Here is a 17,908-nt window from a genome sequence, read left to right as displayed (position 1 = left end):
ATTAAATACATAGAAAAGCTATTTTACAATGTTAAATGCACATCAGAATATCGAGAAAAGCTATCTTTGCGCCAAATCAAGGACTTAGGATGAATATTCAAAAAGGGCAGCTCCTAGCTGCGCTCAACTGGCTTAAGGGTATTTCGAAGAGGCTTTTAGCATGGGTAAAAGGCCGATTTGTGAAGGCAAAATCGTATAAGTGGTACCAGAAAATTGCCTTTTATACGGGGGTAGTCTTTGTTTCGATATTCCTTGCCCTTTTTCTGATCGACATCAACATCTTTTGGCTGTTTGGCCGCTCTCCCAAAATTGCCGATTTGAAGGACCCGAGCATGAACGTTGCTTCGGAGCTTTACTCCGATAGCGGGAAGCTTATTGGCAAGTACTTTGTCGAAAACCGCACGCCTGTTGACTACAGGGATCTTCCACCTTCGCTAATCAATGCCTTGGTGGCAACCGAAGATATTCGCTTCTACGATCACTGGGGGATCGACTTTAAGGGTACGGCTAGCGCGCTTTACTCTACCGCAAGGGGCGACCGACGAGGCGGGAGCACCATCACCCAGCAGCTGGTTAAGAACCTCTTCAAAACCCGCGACGACTATTCCAAAGGGCTGATCGGGTATATCCCCGGCATTAACGTTGTTATCTATAAGCTAAAGGAGTGGATCACGGCTATTAAGATAGAGATGTTCTACGATAAGCAGGAGATCCTTACTATGTACTTCAACACGGTGAGCTTCGGCAGCAACTCGCACGGCATAAAAACGGCGGCGGCAACCTTCTTCTCCAAGAAGCCCATCATGCTTCGTACCGAGGAGTCGGCGCTGCTGGTTGGCCTGCTTAAGGCGCCTACCTACTACAGCCCCATCCGAAGGCCAAAGAATGCCTTCGAGCGCCGTAACGTGGTGCTCGAGCAGATGGCCAAGTACGGCTACATCTCCGCCTCGATGCGCGATTCGCTGCAAAGGCTGCCCCTGAAGCTGGCCTATAACCCCGACGAGAATATCGACGGTAACGCCTCCTACATTCGCGATGCGGTAAGCAGTTACCTAAAGCCCTGGCTGAAGGAGAACGAGATCGACCTGTACGAGGATGGTCTTAAAATATACACCACCATTAACCTAGACATGCAGGCGTATGCCGAGCTGGCCGTAGCCGAGCAAATGAAGTTGCTGCAGCGCCGCTTCGAGTGGCACTGGGAGGGGCGTAGCCCTTGGGCAGATGCTAAGGGCGTAGAGATTCCCGGATTTATAGAAGATGCCGCAAAGCAAACTAGGCGTTACGCTGCCCTTAAGGATAAGTTTAAAGGGCGAGTAGACTCTATCGACTACTACATGAACCTGCCCCGTAGGATGAAGGTGTTCACTTGGGATGGCGTAAAGGATACCACCTTTAGCCCCATGGATTCGCTCCGCTACTACAAGCGCTTCCTGCATGCCGGATTTGTGTCGATGGATCCGAACTCGGGCTACATAAAAACGTGGGTGGGGGGCATCAGCTACCCCTTCTTTAAGTACGACCACGTAAAGCAGTCGAAGCGCCAGCCCGGCTCGCTCTTCAAGGCCTACGTGTACGCAGCAGCAATGGATGCCGGATTCGGTCCTTGCGACAAGCTGGTGGATAGCCCCATTACCGTAAACTACGTGGAGAAGGGGGTGCAAAAGTCGTGGACCCCCAAGAACGCCAATGGAAGCTTCTCCGGGGCGCAGGTTACCCTAAAGCACGCCTTCGCCAAGTCGATCAACTCCATTGCCGTTCAGCTTACTCAGCATGTGGGCTGGAACAAGGTAATAGAGTACGCCCACAAGATGGGAATTACCGCATCGTTGGCTAGCGTTCCATCGGTATCGCTGGGCTCTAGCGATGTTTCGCTCTACGAAATGGTGAACTCGTACGCCCCAATGGTGAATGGAGGCTACTCCGTAAAGCCAATCCTGGTTACCAAAATCGTAAATAAAAAGGGAAAGGTGATCTACGAGGCCACTCCCGAAAAGAAGCGAATCCTGAACGATCTTACCGCATTCTACATGCTCGAGCTGCTAAAGTCGGGGCTTACCGAGCCCGGAGCCACCACCCAAGCGCTCTTCGAGTACGATTTATTTAAGTGGGATACCGACTTTGGGGGCAAAACCGGAACTTCGTCTAACCAATCCGACGGATGGTTTATTGGCGTTTCGCCAAATCTAGTGTCGGGAAGCTGGGTAGGTGCCGAATCGCGCGCTGTTCACTTCCGCACAACAGAGCTGGGCGAAGGCTGCAAAACCGCGCTCCCCATTTACGGGCGCTTCATGGAAAAGGTGATGAACGATGGACGTTTCACCCAGTTCCGAGGACGATTCCCAAAGCCACAGGGAAAGGTGCCTAAGGAGTACACCTGCCATACGCGCTACGCCCCCAAAGAGCACTCGCTTGACTCGTTGCTCGATAATACGGTCGATTTTGGGATGGAAGAAGAGGAGCAGCCTGCCGAATAGATAGGCCGCTAACCGCATACGATTAAAGCCGGGCACAACGCTCGGCTTTTTGCTTTTGCTCGGGCGTAGCAGCTGCTGTTTCTGTTGCTAGCGACTTATCAGGTGTCGCTGGTCGCTCTTCATCTGTTGCTGGCGAATTATCAGCTGTCGCTAGTCACTCTTCGGCTGTTGCTGGCAAATTATCAGGTGTCGCTGGTCGCTCTTCAGCTGTCGCTAGCAATTTATCAGTTGTTGCTGGTCTTTCTTCAACTGTTGCTGGCGAATTATCAGGTGTCGCTGGTCGCTCTTCAGCTGTGGCTGGCGAATTATCAGCTGTCGCTGGTCACTCTTCAGCTGTGGCTGATGAGCTATTTGCAGCTTTCCCGAATCAATTAGAGTATGCCTACGATCCTTAAGCTATGGGATAAAACGCATCAGGGGATGCTCATCTTAATCGTGAGCATCCCCTGATGGTTGTCGTATTCTTTCCTAACCTTTAGCGCTACTGTGCGAAGAAGTACTCGTAGATTTCAGATATTTCGTCAACCGTGAAGGACGATTTCTTGTCGAGGAAATCCTCTACGGCACGCTTCAGTTCGTCGTAGGAGATGTCGCCATCCTTGTTGGTGTCCACCGATCGGAACTTGTCGGGCATCTGTCCCTTTTGCTTGTAGGCATGCTTCCTTCCGTTATTCGAAAGGAAAATGCGGGCATCTTCGCGCCGAACGGCAGCAAATTGGTTGTCTAAGATGCTGAAATCGTCCTTGCTGATAGCTACACCCTTATTGTTAACCGTTGAGCCAACAGCAGTTTTATTGTCCGTATCCAGATAATCCGGAATTCCATCGGTATCGGTATCTAGCGGACAACCGTTTTCGTTAACTTTTGCTCCAGCAGGAGTGTCAGGACAGTCGTCGCCAGGATCAAGAACGCCGTCGAAGTCCTGGTCGCTTTGCAGGCTAGGCTCGTTCTCGACGTCCATTGCAAGCTTGGTAATGATGTACGATTTCCTATCCGAGAATAGGTCGAAGTTGAGGGAGAGGTAAGTAAACAGGTATGAATCCTTTTTACTGTTTATTTTTAACGTGGTAGGTACCTTAGGCTCTTTAGTTCCGCTGTTAATTATGCTGGCAGTCTTGGGCGATACATTGTCGAGCTCATCCGAGAACGTAATGTTATATGAAGCACCAAGCCTAATGCCAATTCTATCGTGCAGCGCAAAATCTAGTCCAGCATCTATTGGAATAGAAAAAGTGTTTTCACCGTAGCTTAAATCTTTGTAGTATTTTTTGAGGTTGGTCTCGTACTTACCATCTGGGTTTAGTATTGTTGTTGCGGTATAAGGCTTTCCATCTTTATCAATGAAGTCTCCCATTGGCGAGAAGTTGAGAGGAGCAAAACCAACAGATATAAAAGGATGAAATTTTCCCTTTCTAAATATCGAGTTGAAGGTGTACTCTAAGTTTGCACCAAACTGGTTTACGCTGGTCTTAAAGTTGATATAGCTAAAGGCCCCTTCGTTTTCGATAAACCTTCCTGAAATTTGGCCGTTTAGCCAAAATACGTTCCACTTGAAGTTCCTCTTTTTATCAATAAAGCCGGATAGGTTTACTTTGAAAGCCGAATTTCCTAGCAGCGATGAGTTTCCCATGTTTTGGACATCGCCCCAAAAGGTCAGAAACCCTGAACTTATGCCAATTACAGGACGGTAGGTTGGGTTCTCAACCTGAACTTCAGTACGTAAGTTCTTTCGCCAGATTTCTTCTAACTCATCCTGCTGAGCCATAGCGCTGTTTGCTCCAGCGATGAGTATTGTTGCGAATACAATTTTTTTCAGAATGTGCTTCATCCAGCTTTAATTTTTTTCAGATGCAAAGGCTTCATTTATGCTAATACGCGAACCTTGCTGGTTGTAGGCTACAATGAATGCATCTTTATAGCCGTTCTGTTTTGCCTTGCTTTTAACGTTAAGAGCTTCGCTGTAGCTTGTATATGGCCCAACGAGATACCTTACAATTCCGCTTGTTTCCTCTTTTGAAAGTGGTGTGTCTGTCTTGAATTTGCTAGCCACACCTGCATTGTCAGCCTCTTTAGACACTGCCGCAAGTTGTACTTTAAAGACCACCCCTGCTTTAACTTTTCTCTGTTCTTGAGGGTGTTGGTTGCTTGTCTCCTCCTTGTTGCTAGTCTCTGTTTGCTTGACGGCTTTCTTTGACGAGGTTGGTGTCGATGGCTTTGCTAGTGGTTGTTCTACTTTTGTAGCATTTTCTTTCTTGTCCTGTTTTGCTTGCTTTGCTATTCCTACATATTTAATAGGTATATCGCGAGCACCACTAGCCGAGGTTACGCTGCCTTTATATTTTATGTCAGTATTAATTGCAAATTTTTTCAAATCTGCTTGAATTTGGGCTACTTCATGAATCTCTGTAGCATCCTCAATCATGAAAGCAAAATATCCAGTTATTGATAGCTCCTTTTTATCTGCTTGTTTTGCTTTAGGTTTTAGCCTGTAACTTACAAGGAACCGGGCTTGGTTCGGAAGATCGAGCCATAGGAACTTTACTTTCCCGTTGCTATAATCGAATACACCACCTCTTGTTTCTAAAACCTCTGCAGTGTAACCTTGAGGTATAGTTTCTTCGAGTTTTGCGTATTTATTCGCCTTTCCTTTGTCCAGCAAGATGCTTACCATGTAGGTGTCGGTTTTTGCATCGTATGATACCTGTCTTAAGGCCTTTGAGGGCATCTTAAGCGACTCCATTTGTTGGGTAGCCGGTATAAATGTAAGATTCGATTCTGGGGCAGGCTTACTCTTAAAGTTTTTGAGGTCAACAACATTTGCTGGATTTACGTTTGGCGCAGGTGTAATTTCCACTACTACATCTTTGGAGGTAGCTGTTGCATGTACATTGTTGGCATTGATGAAAACAAAAGATCCGCTCAAACTTAGAGATCCCTTTACATTAGCATGGGTAACAACTTTGTATGAAAACTTCAATGAATTCGTTTTCTGAAGACTGAACCACATTAGTTTAAGCGTCTGATTCGTAAATTCGAAATCAGAGTTAGCACAATCTGCAGGTTCAACAGTAACTCCATAGGGGAGCCCTTGCATAAATCGGGCTATTCCTTGTATTTCGGCATTAGAAACTTCAATGCTTACAGTAAAAGAAGATCCGGCAACTGCCTGTTTTGGAGCGTTAACTATCAAAACAGGAGTGTCGCCTGCTTGCACTATATTGGTTGTTAGCAAGAAAAAACCGAGTAATATTCCAAAAAAACGCAACATCTCCCTTTTTAGGTTACTTATAGTTCTTTAGTAAGTCTAGTTCTCATCTAAATATAGCTTAAAAATATAAAAGATATTTGGAATACATAGCCTTAAAGTATGTTCAACAAGTAATATTGATGTGCATGACCTTTGTACTTGTATTTAAGTTGCATGTAAACAGTGTATTGTGTTTAAAAACTAAAACTGCTTCCTCCTAAAAATTCTCTTAAAATTGAAGTGGGAGGGATTTCCTCTTCCAGTAAAGGAACGAAGTAGCTCAAAAACTTTAGAAGCCGATGTGCTTCTGCATATTCATAAGTTGTTGGAGGAACCTCCCTGAGAAGTGGTTCTGCATGTTGCTTTAAGACTGCGAGCTCGTAAAGTAGCGCAGAGTTAAACATTACATCTGCAAATTCTTGGTAGGGGAAGATGTTTTTCTCTTCTCCGCTACGTACGCTTGGCCATCGCTTTATAGTTTCGAAGGCAGAGTAGTTTCTATACCTCGCATCGCGTACAATTCGGCGTATTAGTCGGTTATCGGTAGTAGGCACATGGTTGTGCCTGTCCATTGATATAGAGGTAAGCGCTGATAGGTAAATTTTAAACTTTTTCTTCTCATCAATCATCGATGTTAGCATAGGGTTAAGAGCGTGAATTCCTTCTACGATGATAATGCTGTTATTGTCAATCTTCAGTTTGTGGCCTTTGTATATTCGTTGTCCTGTTTCGAAGTTAAACGAGGGTATAGCAACGGTATCGCCATTCATAAGGGCGGTTAAGTCTGTGTTGAATTGCTTTATGTCTACAGCATAAATTGATTCGAAGTCGTAGTTTCCATTTTCATCTTTAGGGGTATGCTCGCGATCGACAAAGTAGTTGTCCATTGAAATGGTTACGGGTTTTAGCCCTAGGACGCGAAGCTGAACTGCAAGGCGCTTCGAAAAGGTTGTTTTACCGCTTGATGAAGGACCCGATATTAGCGCTAGGTGAACCTCTTTCCTGTTGAAAATTAGGTCTGCTATTTGTGCTACTTTTTTTTCATGGAGTGCTTCTGCGACCTTGATAAGCTCGCCTCCATTCCCTTCTAGAATCGTTTGGTTGAGATCTCCAATTGTTTCGGCATCAATAATTTTTAACCAATCCTTTTGCTCCTGAAATACATCGAACATCTTATTTTGTAATACGATATCTTCTAGCTTTTCAGGGTTATCTTTTTTGGGAGTCATTAGAAGCATGCCTTCGAAATATTTCACCAAATCGAAGTTTGTAAGAAATCCTGTAGAAGGAACAAGTTCTTCGTAGTAGTAGTCGATAGTTTCGTCGAGCTGGTAAACCGACGTGTAAAGTTTAGGCTTCGTTTTTAGAAGCTTAACCTTTTGATTCAGCCCTTCCGCTTCAAAAAGTGGAATAGCCTCTTCCGTTAGCATCTTTATTCGGTTAAAGGGTAGGTCTGCATCAATTATTTCTTTCATCCGATCAAGAATAGCCATTACAATTTCGAGGTCAACACCTTCCATCCCTTCAATTTCACAGTAGTATCCTTTGGATATGGAATGCTCAATTCGTAGCTGTTTGGACGGCAAAACATCCTTTATGGCTTTGTTGAGGACGAAGAATAAAGAACGCTCGTACATTCTACGTCCTGCTTGGTGGGTGATGTCTATAAATCGGACGGTCTTCGGAGAGTATATTCTATAGGAAAGTTCTTTTATCTTGTTGTTAACAAAAGCACCTAGGACGGGATGTTTAAGCGTTACATAATGTGATTTGGCAATGTCTAATAGCGACATTCCTGGTTCGATAAGTGCTTTAGCTCCAATGTTGTCTAAAACTATTTCAATTTTATTTGGCATATCCTTCAAATTTGAGAGCTAAATCTAATACTTTTTGTCAATAGCAACTAGTTCATAAAGTTGTTTTCAAGTATTTATTCTGGATACAGGGCAGGCTTACATAGAATGTATTGATGTGCTTTTGCAGTACATTGTATTTGTTAGGTTTTCTGAAATTTGTTGTACCTTTAAATAAATTCAAATGTTGGTGAATATTAAATGTCCAAGATGATGAGTGAAGATTTTTTGCAATTCATATGGAAATTTCAACTTTTTGATCGGCAAAACTTTGTGTGCACCACGGGTGAGACTGTTGAAGTGCTGCATCCTGGTAGCCTTAATAGTGATGCTGGTCCTGATTTTTTTAATGCAAAGCTGCAAATTGATGGTCAGACGTGGGCTGGAAACGTAGAAATTCATCAAAACACATCAGACTGGATAAAGCACAACCATCATGCTGATAAAGCGTATGATAGTGTAGTTATACATGTTGTTGCTAATCATGACGGAACCGATGTATGTCGTACAAATGGAACACCTGTTAAGTGTGCCGTTTTGCATTATGACAAAGGTTTAGAGTCTCGATATTGTGAGATTGTCAATTCTGTAGATTGGATACCCTGTGAAAGGTACATTAGGGATGTTGATGATTTTTTTATAAAGCATTTCTTAGAAAGACTTCTAATTGAGAGGTTGGGTAAGAGGGTTGATGCTGTTGAGCATGAACTTAGAAGAACATTAAAAAGTTGGGAGGAGGTTTTTTACATATTTTTACTGAGAAATTTTGGATTCTCAATTAATGCCCTACCCTTTGAACTATTGGCAAAAGTGTTGCCTTATAACATAGTGCTTAAGCATCGTAATAATAAATTACAAATAGAAGCGTTGCTATTTGGGCAAGCGGGATTTCTTTCAAATGTTGAAAATGATGAGTATACGACAGCTTTAAAACGAGAATACTCCTTTCTGGCTGATAAATACAAGTTAAAGGCGTTGGATTTAAGTTTATGGAAGTTTTTGAGAACCCGTCCTCAAAATTTTCCCACCATACGAATAGCTCAGTTGGCAGATTTGCTCCATAAGCATGCCTCAATATTTTCAAAAGTAGTAAGTTGTAATAGTTTTGTTGAGTTCTGTGATTTGTTTTCGGGCATAACTCTTTCTCCTTATTGGGAGAATCATTTTGTATTTGGCAAACAAGCCCTTTCGCAAAAAAAGAATCTTGGATATAGCGCTTTGAGCCTACTTGGCATAAATCTATTTGTACCTTTCGTTTTTGCATATGGCCATTTGAATGACATGCCTCAGTTAAAGGAGAAAGCGTTAGATATGCTAGAGTCCACCCCCCCAGATAAAAATAGAGTGATCGAAAAGTGGAAGATTCTGGGTATACCGGTAGGTTCGGCGTTTTATACGCAAGCCCTTTTACACTTAAAAAGGGACTACTGTGATGAAAGGCGATGCCTATCCTGTTCAATAGGGAAAAAAATTGTTGAAGGCGGGGTGTCTATACGCTAGAAGCACTAGATTTCAGTTTTTGCTGATGGTTAGAACTTTTGATGTGGATTTATAAGTAAAAAAGCGACGATGAGGTTGGTTGAAAAAAAAATTATGCTTAATTTTGCGCGTCTTTAGTAAGGCGAACGTTATAAAATTTTTTAGAGATGAGCTATTTAACAGCAGAAAAAAAACAGGAACTTTTCCAACAGTACGGGAAGTCTAATACCGACACTGGCTCAGCAGAAGGTCAGATTGCGCTATTTTCATACCGTATCAACCATTTAACCGAGCATCTCAAAACCCACCGCAAAGACTATGACACCCAACGTTCGCTACTTAAGTTGGTGGGTAAGCGCAGAAGATTGCTCGAATATTTGAAGGATACGGATATTGAAAGGTACAGAGCAATCATTAAGGCTCTTAACTTGAGAAAATAATTTTAGAAGGCAATTGCAAAATTGCCTTTTTTTATACTCCCTTTTAACAAAAGGGAGTATATTTGTTTTTTATAACAAGATAGGAATTAATAAAGAGGTTTTTATGTATAATGCGATCCAAAAAATAATCGAACTTGGTGATGGCAGAGTAATAGAGATTGAAACGGGGAAGTTGGCTAAGCAGGCCGACGGCTCTGTTGTGGTTAAGATGGGTAATACCATGCTTTTGGCCACTGTTACTGCTGCAAAGGAGGCCAAGGAAGATGTAGACTTCATGCCGCTTTCGGTAGACTACAAGGAAAAGTATGCAGCTGCAGGTCGTTTCCCTGGTGGCTTCATGAAAAGAGAGGCAAAGCCTTCTGATTACGAGGTCCTGGTTTCGCGATTGGTCGATCGCGCTCTACGTCCGCTCTTTCCCGATGATTTTCATGCTGAGGTTTTTGTTACCGTAAACCTTATTTCTGCTGATAAAGATATTATGCCAGATGCACTTGCAGGTCTTGCAGCATCGGCAGCGTTGGCCGTATCCGATATCCCTTTCAATGGTCCAATTTCAGAAGTTCGTGTTGCAAGAGTTAATGGCGAACTGATGATTAACCCAACCTTTTCGCAACTGAAGAATGCCGATATCGACATTATGGTTGCCGCAACCATCGATAATATTATGATGGTTGAAGGTGAAATGAATGAGGTTTCGGAAGCAGATATGCTTGAGGCCATCAGGTTTGCTCATGAGGCAATAAAGAAGCACTGTGTTGCCCAAATAGAACTTGCTGAAGTGGTTGGCAAGACAGTTAAGCGTACCTACTGCCACGAGCGCAACGACGAAGAACTTCGTGAGAAAATTTGGAAGGAAACCTACGATAAGGTATACGAGATAGCAAAGGGGATGACCTCGAAGCATGAGCGTGGCGATAGGTTTGCTGCCGTTCTCGAAGAATTTGAGGCAACCTTGCCCGAAGAGGTTCTTTCAGATATGAAACCTGTAGTAGAACGCTATTTTCACGATGTTCTTAAAGAGGCCATGCGCCGCATGATCATCGATGAAGGTATGCGTTTGGATGGCCGCGATACAAAGACCATTCGTCCAATTTGGAGCGAGGTAGACTATCTGCCCTCTGCACATGGTTCGGCAGTCTTTACTCGTGGAGAAACCCAATCACTTACGACAGTAACGCTTGGAACGAAACTTGACGAAAAACAAATTGACGAGGTGCTTAATCAAGGTACCGAGCAATTTGTACTTCACTATAACTTCCCTCCATTCTCAACTGGTGATGCTCGTGCTTCGCGCGGATTAAGCCGTCGAGAGATAGGTCATGGAAATCTAGCATTCCGTGCTCTTAAGCCAGTAGTACCAATGAATCCTGAAAATCCATATGCCGTTCGCGTTGTTTCAGATATTCTAGAGTCTAATGGATCTTCTTCTATGGCTACTGTTTGTGCTGGCACTCTTGCTCTTATGGATGCTGGTGTGAAGATCAAACGCCCTGTTTCGGGTATTGCAATGGGACTTATTGCCGATAAGAAGACAGGCAAGTTTGCCGTTCTTTCCGACATTCTTGGCGATGAAGATCATCTTGGCGATATGGACTTTAAGGTTACTGGAACTGAGAATGGTATCACTGCAACACAGATGGATATCAAGGTTGACGGCCTTTCGTATGAAATACTATCTCAAGCACTTGAACAAGCACGTGCTGGACGTATGCATATCTTAGGCAAAATTCTAGAGACCATTAAAGAACCTCGCGAAGACTACAAACCTCACGTTCCTCGCATCGAGCAGCTTATTATTCCTAAGGAGTTTATTGGTGCTGTTATTGGGCCAGGCGGTAAGATTATCCAAGAAATACAAAAGGAAACCAATACTACCATTACTATTACCGAGGTAGAAAACAAGGGTATTGTTGATATCTTTAGTGAAGATAGAGACGGACTTGTTGCAGCTGCTCAGAAAATAAAGGCAATAGTAGCGGTTCCTGAAGAAGGCGAAGTTTATAGAGGTAAGGTAAAATCAATCCTTCAGTTTGGAGCATTTGTTGAAATACTTCCAGGTAAGGATGGTCTTCTTCATATCTCAGAGATTGATCATAAGCGCGTTGAAAAGGTGGAAGATGTCCTTAAAGAAGGCGATATGGTTGATGTTAAACTGATCGAAGTAGATAAGAAAACAGGCAAGCTAAAGTTGAGCCGTAGGGCTCTTCTTCCAAAGCCAGAGCAAGCTCCTCGTGAACCACGTCCTGATGGACCAAAACGTGGAGATCGTCCTTCAAAGCCAGAACGCAAAGAATAGTTTCGCAAATAAGAAGAAAAAGGGGGAGAATTATCTCCCTTTTTTGTTGGTTAAAATAACCTAAAACTCAACTTGGCATGTTGACTTTTGGTTGTTATTGCTGTTAATTCTAAGAGGGTTACACCCTAATTGTTGAAATAAGGATAAATCCTTATTTATTTAATCCATTTATTTCTTTTTTAGCTTAAAGATTTATAAGTTTGCAAATGAATGGCCTGAGTTTGTAAAAAGAAACTTTAATACAAAAATAGACAAGCGATTATGAGAAACATTCGTATCAGCTATTTAGCATGGATGGTTGCTGCTGTACTTCTGCTAGGAAGTTGTAGCAATCCTGAAAAGATGAAGAAGGCGGTTGACCAGGTAAAGGTAACCTGCGTTCCAACTGCACTCGAAGCAAAAGCTGGAACCGTTAAGGCTAAGATTAGCGTTAATTTCCCAGTTAAGTTCTTCAATAAAAAGGCAGTTCTTGAGCTTACTCCTGTTTTAGTATACAATGGAGGAGAACTTGCTGCACCAGCAAAGTTGCTTCAGGGCGAAGATGTAAAGGATAACAATCAGGTTATTAGCTACGAAAACGGTGGTGGCTATGAGCAAGAAGTTGAATTCCCATATAGCGATCAGCTAAGAATGGCGAAACTTGAACTTCGCGTAAAGATCCTTTACAAAGGAAAAACAATTCCATTTGATCAGCCTTACAAGTTAGCAGATGGAGTTAGTGCTCTATACACTTTGGCAACTCCTGCTGCTGCTCCAATTTTCTACGATCAAACTTACCAAAGAATTACCCCAGAGCAACAGTCTGCTGAAATTCTTTTCATGATTAGCAAGGCTATTGTTGAAAAGAAAGAACTTTCTAAGGCTCAGGTTAAAGAACTGGAGCAATACATTTCAAAGGTTAAGAAGGATACCGTAAACAAGTCGTTCCAAGGTCTTGCTATTAAGGCTTATGCTTCTCCAGACGGTCCAGTTGAATTCAACGACAAACTTTCTGCAAAGCGTGGTACTTCTACCAAGGATGCTGTAAAGAAGAGCTTTAAGACTGTTAAGGATGTAGTTAGTAAGCCAGAAGTTACCTCTCTTGGTGAAGACTGGGATGGTTTTGTTGCTCTTGTTAGCGCTTCTAACATTGCAGATAAGGAGCTTATTCTTCGCGTAGTTTCTATGTACAGCGATCCTAACGTTCGTGACCGCGAAATTAAAAATCTTTCTGCTGGATGGCCTGATCTTAAGAAGACCATTCTTCCTGCTCTTAGAAAGTCTAACCTAATTGCAAACGTAAATAGCATTGGTCTTTCTGATGATCAAATTAAGGCTAAGATCCAAAATAAGGATTACAGCAATATTTCAGCAGATCAACTTGTATATGGTGCTAAGCTTTCTTCTGATCTATCTTACAAGATTGCTGCATACGAAGGTGCTATTCAACTTGACAGCAAGAACTACAAGGCTATCAACAACCTTGGTGCTATCTATCTAATGCAAGGAAAGGTTGCTGAAGCCGCTAAGCAATTCGAAGCTGCTGCTGCTATCAACAACGATGCGGTTGTAAAGAACAACCTTGGAGCAGTTGCTCTTGCTCAAGGAAAGATTGCTGAAGCTGAAAAACTATTTGTTCAGGCTGGCGATGCTGGAGATCAGGTTAAGCACAATCTTGCCTACATCGCTATCACTAAGGGTCAATACACTGCCGCTGTAGATTACCTTGCTGGAAGCAACTCGTTCAACCAAGCTCTTGCGCTACTTCTTGTAGGTAAGACTGAGAATGCTTCTAAGGTTCTTGAGCAAGTTAACTCTCCAAAGGGTGCTTATCTTAAGGCTGTAATTGCTGCTCGTCAAGGAAACGAGTCTGCAGTACTTAGCAACTTGAAGGAAGCTGTATCTGGTGATGCTTCATTGAAGAAACTAGCTGCAACTGAATTCGAATTCCGTGCATACCTTCAAAATGCTGCATTCCAATCACTCCTATAGTATTGGAGGTGTAATAATATAAAAGGAGGCTTAACGCCTCCTTTTTTGTTTTCTATAATTGAGAAAGATTTTCGCAAGTAGTGAGCTAAAGTGCAAGTCTTCGGAAGAATTCCCACATTACAATTCCCGCTGTTATAGATACGTTGAGGGAATGCTTTGTGCCTTCTTGGGGAATTTCTATTGCGTAGTTGCTGGCTTGCACTACGGCTTGATCTACTCCTTTAACTTCATTTCCTAGTACTAGAGCATATCTGGCATCTGGTTCGATAACGAATTTTTCGAGAGAAATACTGCCTTCTACCTGTTCGATTGATATAACGATATAGCCAGTTTTTTTTAGGTTTTCGACGGCAGCGGTACAGTTTTCGAAGTATTCCCAAGCAACGCTATCTTCGGCACCTAATGCAGTTTTATGGATTTCTTTGTTGGGTGGTGTCGAGCATATTCCTGTTAATACCACCTTTTCGATTCTAAAGGCATCAGCAGTGCGAAATACTGAACCTATGTTGTTTTGGCTTCTTACGTTGTCGAGAACAATTGCTATAGGGTATTTTTTTGCCCTTTTGAACTCTTCAAGATCTAATCTGTTTAATTCGTGTACTTCTAACTTTCTCATGGTTACCATAAAAGAGGGGTAAAGATATAACAACTTAGCATTAAACCACTCTAAACTTTTATCTTTATGAACTTACACGAATATCAGGCGAAAGAAATTCTTTGCAAGCATGGCGTTGCAGTTCCGTATGGTATACTTGCAAGTACGCCCAATGAGGCCCAAGAGGCTGCATTAAAAATAGAGCAAGTTTCTAATTCGAAGTATTGGGTTGTTAAGGCTCAAATTCATGCAGGTGGTCGTGGTAAAGGTGGTGGTGTTAAGGTCGCAAAATCGATTGAGGAGGTGCGTGAGCTTGCAAATGCAATGATTGGAATGCAGCTGATAACACATCAAACCGGGCCCGAAGGGAAGAGGGTTAGTAAAGTTCTAGTTACCGAGGATGTTTACTTTAAAGGGGAAGATCCTTTAAAAGAGCTATACCTTTCTATCCTCTTAGATAGAAAAGAAAGAAAAAATGTAGTAGTATACTCTACAGAAGGAGGGGTGGATATAGAAGAGGTTGCAAGCAGGTCGCCTGAGCGCATATTTAAAGAGATTATAGAACCTATAGGACTTCAGGATTACCAAATTAGAAAGATTGCATTTAAGTTAGGATTATCAGGAGATACGATTAAATACTTTGCGAATTTTTTGAAGGCAGCATACGATGCATATCTTAGTTCAGATGCTTCGTTAGTTGAGGTTAATCCGTTACTGAAGGCTGCAGATGGGCGTATAATTGCGGTGGATGCTAAAATGGTTATAGATGATAATGCCTTATATAGAAAACCATCTGTTGCGGCTTGTAGGGATATGGACGAGGAAGATCCCTACGAAGTGGAAGCTTCGGCCTGCAACCTTAACTTCATAAAGCTTGATGGTGATGTGGGGTGTATGGTGAATGGTGCAGGATTGGCCATGGCAACAATGGATATTATCAAGCATTCGGGAGGAGCCCCTGCCAATTTTCTAGATGTTGGTGGTGGTGCAAATGCCACATCTGTAGAGGCAGGTTTTAGAATTATACTAAAAGACCCCAATGTAAAGGCAATCTTGGTTAATATTTTTGGCGGAATCGTTCGCTGTGATAGGGTCGCACTAGGGATTGTAAGCGCTTACAAAGAAATAGGGTCTGTCGGAATTCCTGTAATTGTTCGACTTCAAGGAACTAATGCTGTAGATGGTAAGCGTATTCTTGATGAGTCTGGTTTAAAGGTACAAGCAGCCATATCGCTGTTAGATGCAGCAAATCTTGTTAAGTATGCCGTAGTCTGAATATTAAAAAAGAGGGGCAATACCCCTCTTTTTGATTCTATAGTAGTGCTACCAGTTAATCTTTTTTCTTCTTACAGGCATTGTCATGCATCGAGCACCTCCACCACCGCGAGGCAGCTCTGATCCATCAATTGCAACAACATACTTGTGGTGAGCGTTTAGGTCAATATGGTTGGTGATTACATCTTTGGCCTTGATGATTTCGAAGCCGTGCTTGTTCATCTCCTCTAATGTGTATACGTTGCGCGCATAGCCCATGACCTTTCCAGGTCCTAGAGCAAAGAAGTTAGCTCCGCTATGCCATTGTTCGCGTTCCTGAATCCAACGATCTTTGGTGCCTCCACAAATAATGGGCTCAAGGTCCATGCCTAAGGAATGCAGGGCTGTAAGGATGTTATCTACAGCGCGGATGTTTACCTTATTATTGTCTACAGTAATATGAACTGTTTGGTACTTGTTGTTGTCGAGAATTATAGGTTCATACACCATACATTTGTTAAAGTCGAGAAGCGTAAACACCATGTCGAGGTGAATAAACGACTCGGGTGTGTGTGGTAGCTCTTGAACGATGATATGGAACCTACTTTTATCGCTTCGTTGCAGTATTCTCGAAAGGATAAAGTCAATTCCTTGCGATGTTGTACGGCATCCGTTGCCAATTATGAGCACATCTTCACGAGCAATTAGTACATCGCCACCTTCAATAGATATATGCTTGTTGTCTTGTGCTATGTACGGGTTTATTGTGCTAGTGGTAAATGTTCCAGAATGGTTAAAGATAGCCTCCATTATGATTGCTTCTCTATCACGAACCTTATTGGCCATTTTACCAATAAGCACCTTATTGTTGATGGATATTGATGCATCGCGTGTAAAGTAGAAGTTAAAAAGCGGATGAAGGGAGTACCTGTCCTCACTTAGAAAGGTTGTTAAGTTGTTTCTCTTTAGGGGTAAACCTTCAATAAGCGCTTTGCTTAGTGCTTCTGGCGATAGCTCTAAAAGTTCGTCAACCAACTGGTACTGCTTTTCTGCAGCACAAAGGTCTCTAATAAGCTCTTCCTTTACCGATGGGGTTGATAAGGTTTGGGTTAGCAAGTCTCTTACCTCAAACGTTTGGGCAACTTTGCTAAGCACTCCAATTACTTGCTGGTACTCTTTTTTTGCTATAGATAGGTTCAGAATGTCGCTATAAAGTGCTCTTTGGGCATTCTCGGGGGTCATGTTCTCCACCTCTGCACCAGGCGAATGGAGTATAACACCCTCGAGCGTTCCAAATTCCGAGCTTACGTTTATTTCCATGTGGGTTTTATTATTAGTTCTTGAGTGGGGGCAAATTTACAATTCCGGGAACAGATTGCAAAGCTATAATTAAGACTATTTCTTCGAATTGTAAAGATGTGTAAAAGTTATATTTTTACGGATACTTATATAACATAGTAATCTTGATGAAACGACTCTTGCTTATTCTATTCTGCATTTGCACTTTAATTTTGTGTGGCACTGCAAATCCGACATGTTTAATCAGAGGGAAGGCGATGCTCCTTGCTGTTCAAACTAGCGAGAAGATGCAATCGGGTGTTAAAAAGGAAACGGATGAGGATACCCGTAAGCCTGCGGCTCTTCCCAATACGACAATAAGCAAGAAATCGAGGGAACATTCTTCGACTGTTGCCTTTTTATTGCCTATCTCTATAATGCTTTTAGTTATTATGAGTTTAAGCTTAGCGGGATTTATTCGGTATAGGCGCTTATACAAAAGGGAGCAAGCCGCAATGTCGTTACTTCAAAACAAGTATAATGCAGATGTGAGTTTTTTTAAGGATAAAGAGTTCTTGATGAAAATTCTGGAAATGGAGGAGCGAAATGTTTTGGTAAACAAACTGGTTACTAAACTCAACAAGATAAAGGATAAGCAGCCGAAGGAATACCAAGGATGGATGACTTTAGCTACAATAGAAGTTGAAAAGTATAAGGTTCCCGATTTGTGGGATGTGTTTGAACATGATTTTGTAAAGCTTCATCCTCAATTCAAAAAGGATTTAAGCAGTAAGTTTCCTGATTTGACCGATAATGAGTATAAGGTATGTGCTCTTATTCGGGTTAACTTTAAAACTAAGGATATATCGGAGATAACCGGAGTTAGCGTAAAGAGCATTGAAGCTATTCGAACCCGGCTTCGGAAGAGGTTTGACCTGTCGAGCACTGACGTCCTATTGGGGGATTACCTCAATCAATTCGAATAAAAAAGGTGAGCAGCAATGCTCACCTTTTCTTT

At 42.5% G+C, this 17,908-nt stretch carries 13 protein-coding genes; 8 read left to right on the top strand and 5 right to left on the bottom strand.

What is annotated here, in order from left to right:
- Positions 1-89 precede the first annotated feature (89 nt).
- Entirely contained in the window at positions 90-2,477 is a 2,388-nt protein-coding gene (locus CLV25_RS05915) for a penicillin-binding protein 1A (protein ID WP_165877003.1), read from the top strand.
- A gap of 102 nt (positions 2,478-2,579) precedes the next feature.
- A complete protein-coding gene (locus CLV25_RS05910) occupies positions 2,580-2,852 on the top strand; it encodes a hypothetical protein (RefSeq protein WP_131838712.1) in 273 nt (90 codons plus the stop codon).
- Positions 2,853-2,958: 106 nt separating this feature from the next.
- Here the strand turns inward: CLV25_RS05910 and CLV25_RS05905 are convergent, their stop codons facing one another.
- The 3 genes from CLV25_RS05905 to CLV25_RS05895 all read right to left on the bottom strand — a co-directional run bounded on the left by CLV25_RS05905 (position 2,959) and on the right by CLV25_RS05895 (position 7,580).
- Complete coding sequence (locus tag CLV25_RS05905; protein ID WP_131838711.1) at positions 2,959-4,305, bottom strand: EF-hand domain-containing protein; 1,347 nt, start codon at positions 4,303-4,305, stop codon at positions 2,959-2,961.
- Positions 4,306-4,311: 6 nt separating this feature from the next.
- Positions 4,312-5,691, bottom strand: coding sequence for an SPOR domain-containing protein (locus CLV25_RS05900; protein WP_165877002.1), 1,380 nt, complete (start codon positions 5,689-5,691; stop codon positions 4,312-4,314).
- A 227-nt stretch (positions 5,692-5,918) separates the two neighbouring features.
- On the bottom strand, positions 5,919-7,580 hold the full coding sequence (locus CLV25_RS05895; protein WP_131838709.1) for a nucleoside kinase: 1,662 nt from the start codon (positions 7,578-7,580) through the stop codon (positions 5,919-5,921).
- Between the two features lie 207 nt (positions 7,581-7,787).
- Here CLV25_RS05895 and CLV25_RS05890 point away from each other — a divergent pair, with 207 nt between their 5' ends.
- The 4 genes from CLV25_RS05890 to CLV25_RS05875 all read left to right on the top strand — a co-directional run bounded on the left by CLV25_RS05890 (position 7,788) and on the right by CLV25_RS05875 (position 13,763).
- Positions 7,788-9,077, top strand: a complete 1,290-nt coding sequence (locus tag CLV25_RS05890; RefSeq protein ID WP_165877001.1) for a DUF2851 family protein — start codon at positions 7,788-7,790, stop codon at positions 9,075-9,077.
- Positions 9,078-9,223: 146 nt separating this feature from the next.
- Positions 9,224-9,496, top strand: a complete 273-nt coding sequence (gene rpsO / locus CLV25_RS05885; RefSeq protein ID WP_131838707.1) for a 30S ribosomal protein S15 — start codon at positions 9,224-9,226, stop codon at positions 9,494-9,496.
- Between the two features lie 103 nt (positions 9,497-9,599).
- Positions 9,600-11,792, top strand: coding sequence for a polyribonucleotide nucleotidyltransferase (locus CLV25_RS05880; RefSeq protein WP_131838706.1), 2,193 nt, complete (start codon positions 9,600-9,602; stop codon positions 11,790-11,792).
- A 261-nt stretch (positions 11,793-12,053) separates the two neighbouring features.
- Positions 12,054-13,763 carry a tetratricopeptide repeat protein gene (locus CLV25_RS05875; protein ID WP_131838705.1) on the top strand — a complete coding sequence of 570 codons (1,710 nt, stop codon included), beginning with the start codon at positions 12,054-12,056 and terminating at the stop codon, positions 13,761-13,763.
- An 85-nt stretch (positions 13,764-13,848) separates the two neighbouring features.
- Here CLV25_RS05875 and CLV25_RS05870 read toward each other — a convergent pair whose 3' ends face one another.
- Positions 13,849-14,379 (bottom strand): RNA methyltransferase, encoded by a 531-nt coding sequence (locus tag CLV25_RS05870; protein ID WP_131838704.1) that lies wholly within the window; start codon positions 14,377-14,379, stop codon positions 13,849-13,851.
- Between the two features lie 66 nt (positions 14,380-14,445).
- On the opposite strand from CLV25_RS05870, the gene sucC reads away from it, so the two are divergent.
- Positions 14,446-15,633, top strand: a complete 1,188-nt coding sequence (sucC, locus tag CLV25_RS05865; protein WP_131838703.1) for an ADP-forming succinate--CoA ligase subunit beta — start codon at positions 14,446-14,448, stop codon at positions 15,631-15,633.
- Positions 15,634-15,681: 48 nt separating this feature from the next.
- Here sucC and CLV25_RS05860 read toward each other — a convergent pair whose 3' ends face one another.
- The gene (locus CLV25_RS05860) at positions 15,682-16,932 is read right to left on the bottom strand and encodes an arginine deiminase (protein WP_131838702.1); all 1,251 of its coding nucleotides are present in this window, start codon (positions 16,930-16,932) and stop codon (positions 15,682-15,684) included.
- Positions 16,933-17,405: 473 nt separating this feature from the next.
- Here CLV25_RS05860 and CLV25_RS05855 point away from each other — a divergent pair, with 473 nt between their 5' ends.
- Positions 17,406-17,876: a helix-turn-helix transcriptional regulator gene (locus CLV25_RS05855; protein ID WP_131838701.1), complete on the top strand. Its 471-nt coding sequence runs from the start codon at positions 17,406-17,408 to the stop codon at positions 17,874-17,876.
- Positions 17,877-17,908: the final 32 nt, after the last annotated feature.

The sequence above is a fragment of the Acetobacteroides hydrogenigenes genome, assembly GCF_004340205.1.
GTDB lineage: Bacteria > Bacteroidota > Bacteroidia > Bacteroidales > ZOR0009 > Acetobacteroides > Acetobacteroides hydrogenigenes.
This window is presented reverse-complemented; position numbering and strand designations above follow the sequence as displayed.